Below are 7,074 nucleotides of genomic sequence, written 5' to 3'. Positions count from 1 at the left end.
GCGGACCAAACGGCGCCAGAGACGAGTTCCTACTCGCTGCAACCGCTCAGAACCTCCGGAAACTCGCGAAACTGATCTCGGGAGCGCCCGCCCCGGCCTGAGCGCCAGGCGATAGCGCGCGCGACCGCAAGCCGCTCGCGCTCTTCAAGCCGACTTCTTCAACACAATCGACTCAACTGAGACATCTGAGTGAAATGGTTCTCTGATTGCGGCGTCGTCAATTGGGAGCGTGATATGTCCTTCTGGGGTCATGGTTCTCTCCGAGGTCGCTTGATCTGCTCCTCATGATGGTTTTCGGGGGTGGATCGTCTCCAATGTCAGGTGCGGGGTTTGCGGCATTCTGGCTTCCCAAACAAAAACAGCGAGATCGATCAAGCTCCGTCCCTTCGGGACCTAGCTCCCAACCGCTTAGGCGGGACTTCTGATCAGGCAATGGCCTCCTTGTTCCAATTGTAATCTGTTCCCTTCTTCCAAAGCGTCAGCATCACCACGGCGATCTTTCGGGCGGTGGCGACAGCGGCATTGCTGCCTTTTCAGTGACACATCCAAACCGGCAAAGTGCTTCATGGTCGTTCTCCTCACGGCTAAATCCATGAGGCCAAAATACCGAACCTCGTTCGCCACCGGAGAGCGGCCGCCGCAATCACACCATGTCGGATGTCGGCTTTGGATGATTGGCCAGGGAATACTAAGCAGGGCGTCCACGTGCCCTACATCACCGACGGCGACGTCGAGACGGTCATCAGGTAGGCGGCACGGTTCGCGCGGCGAGCGTAGGGCTCGTTGTCACGCAATACGACATCACTGTCCTGCAGCCCTAAAGGTAGGGCCGCATGTCCAGGTTCAGTTGGGCAGCCTCTTTGTGAAATCCCCCGCGCTCTCTGTCGGTGATCTCACTGTCGCAACTTGGGCAAATCTCCCACTGCTCTATGGTTCGATCGTACCGATTGGCGATGTGCTCCACCTCGCTCGGGAAGATGTTTCGATGACACCGGACACAAATTCTTTGAAAATGAAATGCACCCATTATGCGAGCCTCCTCTCTGCCCGATGTCCAGCAACGCGACAGCGCGCTGAACAGTACTTCGGGGGATTGCCGGGGTTCTTCGGTGAAGGAAGATCATCACCGCAGTGAAGACAGACCAGTGCGCGAGGTCGATGCTCTACGATCCGTCGCCGCCTCTCCTTTCACCAGGCAAACTGACGCCGGATCTTCTCGACCTCTTCAAGACAGCGTACCGCGTCGCGGGCCCACTTGTTGAGATCGTCCGACCGCGCCACTCCATCGCGGATCATATCTGCCAGTTGTTCCGGATCCTCCCAGTCTACAGCGTTTCGGCCGACCTGTCGCCAATCCTTTGCCAGGCGCTGCCGCGCCCCAAGGAGATGGGCCGTGCGATGTCGGGGTTCTGACGTGAATCGCCGACTGTACCGGATCGCTTTTTGGAGAATGGAGACGGCGCGATCAGCCCGAACTCGAAGCGTTTTGACCTCCCCACCCTTAATTTTGTCTTTCTCAAAAGGTTTGCCCCCTCGCCGGTCCCTGCGCGAGGCTCTCCATGGATTGAATACCCCCACCCCCACCGGGCCGAGAGGGGAGCTTTGGGTAAACGTCCGGTTCTGGCGAAAGCTGACATCTTTGGGAATCGGGCGAAGGTCTGGTGTGCGGGACGGAGCAGCCGTTAAGTCTGTAACCCTGCGACAGGTGCGCTTGGATACTCATACCGACCGTACTGCTCAGCAAGGCGGGTCGGAGCCAACCGCAGCGCATGGTCCTCTCTTGGTTTCGGCAGGTATTGCAGGGAGCTCAGCGCCAAGCCGATCACGCGGCACGTCCGTCGCTCGGACGCCGCGAGCTTCTGTCGTGTATGAATGACGACCTGACGGAGCTCCTCTGAGGTCAATCAACAAGCCGGTACATCGGGCCGTTCAGCAACTGTCAGACCGGTCGTCGAAAAGTAGAAATTCGATCTCATGCTCGAATACTGGGCTATCGGGATCTAGCCCCGCCGAGCGACTTCGATCGCAGGCACGAGCGGTCTTTCCACTTTCCATTTCTTCGAGCTTGCTTACCGCTCTACTCAAAACGAAGAACGAACAGCTTCGCGTAGCTCTGGGTAGAGGATCCAGTTTCCTGGATCTTCTTCGCCTTGCTGCTCTCCTCGTCCGCCCAGAAACGCTGCGCCTTCGCCCTCACTTCGATCCCCGTTTGAAGTCGCGTCGACAGATAGATAGCTGGCGATCAACAGCCCTGCAGCCGCGAATGCCCGATTGGCTGTAGTCTGAGACTTGTATCCGGCCGCGCTCGCCATACGCATCTCTGAAAGTCCATCATCGTCGGCCAAGGCCAATGCCATAAGCATCGCGCGTTGTGGACGAGACAAGACAACCTGGCCGATCGCCTCGACATATTCTTCCGTGCTCGGAACCGCAGAGCCCGTTCCTTGATCAATCCTCCGGTCCTCGGTTCTTCTGAGTTCCCGCGCGTCGATGACATCGTGCAAGGCGGCGATAGCGGCCTCCTCTGTTGCGCCTCTCGCTTCGGCAATCAACCCTCGTGCGGTCGTCGGCGGTTTCGGAAAGGCCCGGGCAACATATTCCCCCGAAAGACGACCGGACTTGATCTGGTACCTGCCGTGCTCGCCCATCTGGACTTCGGAGGGTGTGTCTCTCGGTCGATCCTTTGCTTTTTTGGGCTTGTCCTTGAAAAGCTTACGCCCTGTGGCGGTTCGACCGTCCGTGTTGTAACGCGTCATGATGGTGTCTCCCAAATATATGTTTGGCATGATCCTTGAGTGCGGGATCACGCGGGCAACTGCCTTGCCTCGGCAAATGAAACGAGCCTTCGTTGGGTTTCGTCCCAGAGCGCCAGGCGTGCGCATCCCAGGCTTTCGCGAAGCGTGAGACGCCCCGCACCGGCGAGCTCGGAGTGATCCCGCAGGACTTCAGGCAGGCGATAGTAGGGGATGCGGCTGGCCATATGATGAACGTGGTGAACGCCGATATTCGCCGTGATCCACCTCAGAAGCGGAGGCAGGACATAGTGGGAAGACCCGTGAAGCGCAGCGTCCTGCACGGACCAATCCGCCTCGCCGTCCCACGATGTCTCTTCGAACTGGTGCTGGACATAGAACAGCCACATGCCGGTAGACGCCGCGAGCAGCATCATCGGCAGGTAGATGAAAAGCAGCACCGGGATGCCCCCCAGCAGATAGAGCAATCCGAGTACGACGAGGATCGCTGCATCGGTCAACAGTGCACTGGCCCAATAACGCCTGCCGGATCGGAGGAGCCCCACGGGGATCCGGTTCCGCAGGAAAAAACTGTAGAACGGGATGATCCCGAACAAGACCGTAGGGTGCCGGATCAGCTTGTAGAGGAGACGCCCCAACAGAGGCTTCGCACGGTATTCCGCGACCGTGAGGGTTGGGATGTCGCCGATCCCGCGGCGCTCGAGATTTCCGGTCGTGGCGTGATGGATGGCATGGGTCCTGCGCCACACATCATAGGGTGTAACTGTCAGCACGCCGATGATCCGGCCGAGCCAGTCGTTCCAGGCCCGGCTGCCGAAAAAGGCGCCATGGCCGCAATCGTGCTGGATCATGAAGAGGCGAACGACAAATGCCGCGTTTGCGAGCGACAGCGCTACGGCGACCCACGGGCTGATCGACAGCGACGCCCATGACAGGGCGAAGATCGCTGCAAACGGGATGGCCGTCACCGCAAGTTCCATCAGGCTGCGCGCGAGAACCGGGCTTCGGTACTTTGCTAACCGCCGCGCCCAAGTGCCTGCTGAAGCCAGGGGTGTGGCTGAAGCGGAGTCCGCAGGCAGAGGCAAGCTGTGTCGATCCATGCTGTGGGCCGGATGCCTGTCGGGGCATCCGGCATCAGTTGGGTCAGGCGAGAGCGAGATTGATCGCGCTTTCGCGGCCGTCCCGTCCAGCCTCGACATCGTATGTGACCTTCTGGTCGTCAGCGAGGCTGCTGAGACCGGAGCGCTCGAGCGCGGTGACGTGAACGAAGACGTCCTTGCCGCCCAATTCCGGTGCGATAAAGCCGAAGCCTTTGGAAGAATTGAACCATTTCACGGTGCCATTGGCCATGTCCGTGACCTCCTGTTCTGGATGCTGCCCGCAGGATGCGGCAGCCCGGCAAAGTCAGACTGAGTGATCGACTGAAGCCGGATGAACGGAGGCAGAGGGTCGCAGAGAATAACGTTGACTGGGTGTACATGGGCTGCTCCGAGGCAGAACGCAAGGGCCAGCTTGGTGCAGTGAGGTTTCTTCGTACCGGTACGCAAGGTCCTAATGCTGCCATTGACAAAACCCGAAGCAGGCCCCACTTACCACATAACGTCATCGCTCTGCCGCGTGAGCAGGCGGCGTAATCGCCGCCCCAGGCCATGACGCACAGTTTTCCCACATCACGTAAGGGGGGACCCCGCTCAGGGCGGTCCTTGGCGCAATCCCGTGTCAGGTACGTTCGCCCCGGGTACACCCCGGCTGGCCAGGCATCTCGCATGCGTGGCGGCAAGACCGGACCCGTGGTCCGGACAAGGACACGTATGGATTTTCACGAACTCGGGCTTAGCGCTCGCCTCGTCTCCCGGCTGGAAGGTCTGGGACTGAGAAAGCCAACGCCCATCCAGTCAAAGGCCATTCCCGGCGCGCTTGCCGGTCACGACATTCTGGGTATCGCCCAGACCGGAACAGGCAAGACCGCCGCCTTCGGCATTCCGCTGGTTGTGGCGCTGTCGAAGAGCCAGGAGAGGGCCGCCCCGAAAACCGCACGCGGGCTTATTCTTGCGCCGACGCGGGAACTGGCAAATCAGATCGTCCAGAGCCTTCAGGGGCTAACGGCCGATCTTCGCATCACCCTCGTCATCGGCGGCAAATCGATCAATGCACAGGCGCAGAAGCTGGCACGCGGAACCGATATTCTCGTGGCCACGCCTGGCCGTCTTGTCGACCTGATGGATCGCCGCGCCGTCGACCTCAGCAAGACACGGTTCCTGGTGCTGGACGAAGCCGACCAGATGCTGGATATCGGATTTATCCATGCCCTGCGCCGCATCGCGCCGATGCTTGGCAAGGATCGCCAGACCATGATGTTTTCGGCCACCATGCCGAAGACGATGACGGAACTTTCCCGCGACTACCTGAAGAATCCGAAGCGCGTTGAAGCCTCGCCGCCAGGCAAGGTTGCCGACAAGGTTGCCCATGGCGTGCACTTCGTGCCGAAAGACCGGAAGCAGGACGTGCTCATCGAGTTGCTCGACGGGCATCGCGACGACCGTGCGCTTGTCTTCTCGCGCACCAAGCACGGCGCCGAGCGCCTGATGAAGCATCTTGAACGTGCGGGATTTGCCGCATCGTCGATCCACGGCAACAAGAGCCAGGGGCAGCGCGATCGGGCCATCGAGGCCTTCAAGGCCGGAACGGTGCGCGTGCTGGTTGCAACGGATGTCGCTGCCCGCGGGATCGACATTCCCGGCGTCGGCCATGTCTACAACTTCGATCTGCCGAACGTTCCCGAGACCTACGTGCACCGGATCGGGCGGACGGCCCGGGCCGGTCGCGACGGGCGCGCCATCTCGCTTTGCGCCGCGGAAGAAGTGGCGGAACTCAAGGCCATCGAGAAGGTGCTTGGCAAGCGGGTTGAGATCACCGGCGGCCGCCCTTGGGATGACCCACGCGATGCACCGAAGGCGCAAAAGAAGCGCAGGCCGCGCCGGCGCTCCTCCGGTCGGGCGCATCGGATGGCTGCATGACCTGAGGCCTGTGGCCCGAACCGGATAAAAGACACCGCGCTGTACCGGCAGCTGACTGCGACCCGGAATAACTTTTACAGCGACGCGGCGCTTTCTCCGCAGGAGGACCACCCATGAATACTCCCGAATGGCTCAAGCCCGGAATCTACGGCGCATTGATTGGCGCAGCGTGCGTCGGCATCACCGGCTTTACCTGGGGCGGCTGGGTGACGGGCGAAACGTCCAACAGCAGGGCGATGGCGATGTCCCGGAATGACGTCGTCGCAGCCTTGGTGCCTATTTGTCTCGACATGGCCAGAACCGACCCTGATCGGCTCGAAAAGCTGGCCACGATCCGCGCGACATCGAGCTTCCAGCGCCGCAGCGCGCTAATGGATACTGGGTGGGCAACCTTGCCCGGCTACGAGACACCGAACCAAGATATCGCCAAGGCCTGTTTGGCGTCTCTCGACGTTGATGCAGCGACTGCAAACGAGGGATGAACCATCGCGCTGAATTGGGCGGACCGAAGGGCTCAAGGCTTGGCTTCCGTACTTCGCTACGAGCCGCTGCCGCAGTGATCGCTGTCGTCGCTACTCCGGTCTTCGCACAGGACGGTACCGGACCACCGCCAGAAAACGCAGATGCGCGGAGCTATGGAGGCGGCTGGAATTGCGCCCTAGGATACCGCGTGAACGGTGACGGGTGCGACGCCATCGACATTCCGGAGAACGCGTTTGCAACGGGACGGTCCTACGGGCCGGGCTGGGCCTGCGAGCGCGGATTTGTCGAAGTGGGCGGTGCGACCTGCGAGGCGATCCAGGTGCCTGAGAACGCCTTCCTGCGGTCATCGGGTTTCGACTGGGAATGCGAGCGCGGCTACCGCAAGGATCGCAATGCCTGCGTTGCGATTGTCCTTCCCGACAACGCGCACCTCACGAACGACCCCACAGGCTCGGGTTGGGCCTGCGGAAGGGGGTTCACGGCAGAGGGCGGCACCTGCGTGTCGATAACCGTGCCCGAGAACGCCTATCTCACCAACGCGGAACATGGTGCCCAATGGGCCTGCGAGCGTGGGTACGTAAAAATCGACGGGCGCTGCGATCCCCTCGCTGTTCCTGCGAACGCGTTTCTGGCCCCGGACTCCTATGGTCCGGGATGGCAGTGCGAGCGCGGATTCAAACCCGTTGACGACATGTGCGTCGCGATCGACCTGCCTGCGAACGCGCATTTGGACCGATCCGGCAACCGCTGGCGATGCGACCGCGGCTTTCAGCTCACGCGCGGGGAGTGCGTTCTTGGACGATGAAGCGCCAGGATTGCCC

At 61.0% G+C, this 7,074-nt stretch carries 7 protein-coding genes; 4 read left to right on the top strand and 3 right to left on the bottom strand.

Annotated features, from left to right (window positions below):
- The first annotated feature begins 1,158 nt into the window (after positions 1-1,158).
- Complete coding sequence (locus RXV90_RS11920; RefSeq protein WP_316648926.1) at positions 1,159-1,413, top strand: hypothetical protein; 255 nt, start codon at positions 1,159-1,161, stop codon at positions 1,411-1,413.
- A 668-nt stretch (positions 1,414-2,081) separates the two neighbouring features.
- On the opposite strand, the gene RXV90_RS11915 is transcribed toward RXV90_RS11920, so the two are convergent.
- Genes RXV90_RS11915 through RXV90_RS11905 form a run of 3 tightly spaced genes read right to left on the bottom strand, consistent with a single transcriptional unit; the run spans position 2,082 to position 4,103 of the window.
- Positions 2,082-2,756 carry a hypothetical protein gene (locus RXV90_RS11915; RefSeq protein ID WP_316648925.1) on the bottom strand — a complete coding sequence of 225 codons (675 nt, stop codon included), beginning with the start codon at positions 2,754-2,756 and terminating at the stop codon, positions 2,082-2,084.
- A gap of 47 nt (positions 2,757-2,803) precedes the next feature.
- Entirely contained in the window at positions 2,804-3,853 is a 1,050-nt protein-coding gene (locus RXV90_RS11910; RefSeq protein WP_410482360.1) for a fatty acid desaturase, read from the bottom strand.
- Positions 3,854-3,896: 43 nt separating this feature from the next.
- The gene (locus RXV90_RS11905) at positions 3,897-4,103 is read right to left on the bottom strand and encodes a cold-shock protein (RefSeq protein ID WP_316648923.1); all 207 of its coding nucleotides are present in this window, start codon (positions 4,101-4,103) and stop codon (positions 3,897-3,899) included.
- Positions 4,104-4,564: 461 nt separating this feature from the next.
- Between RXV90_RS11905 and RXV90_RS11900 the strand changes: the two genes are divergently transcribed.
- The 3 genes from RXV90_RS11900 to RXV90_RS11890 all read left to right on the top strand — a co-directional run bounded on the left by RXV90_RS11900 (position 4,565) and on the right by RXV90_RS11890 (position 7,058).
- Positions 4,565-5,770 carry a DEAD/DEAH box helicase gene (locus RXV90_RS11900; RefSeq protein ID WP_316648921.1) on the top strand — a complete coding sequence of 402 codons (1,206 nt, stop codon included), beginning with the start codon at positions 4,565-4,567 and terminating at the stop codon, positions 5,768-5,770.
- 113 nt (positions 5,771-5,883) lie between these two features.
- Positions 5,884-6,252 carry a hypothetical protein gene (locus RXV90_RS11895; protein WP_316648919.1) on the top strand — a complete coding sequence of 123 codons (369 nt, stop codon included), beginning with the start codon at positions 5,884-5,886 and terminating at the stop codon, positions 6,250-6,252.
- Between the two features lie 188 nt (positions 6,253-6,440).
- Positions 6,441-7,058, top strand: a complete 618-nt coding sequence (locus tag RXV90_RS11890) for a hypothetical protein (protein WP_316648918.1) — start codon at positions 6,441-6,443, stop codon at positions 7,056-7,058.
- Positions 7,059-7,074: the final 16 nt, after the last annotated feature.

The sequence above is a fragment of the Ovoidimarina sediminis genome (assembly GCF_032586175.1).
GTDB classification, from domain to species: Bacteria; Pseudomonadota; Alphaproteobacteria; order Rhodobacterales; family Rhodobacteraceae; genus Ovoidimarina; species Ovoidimarina sediminis.
The sequence above is the reverse complement of the archived record's forward strand: the minus strand, read 5'-3'. Positions and strand labels throughout refer to the sequence as shown.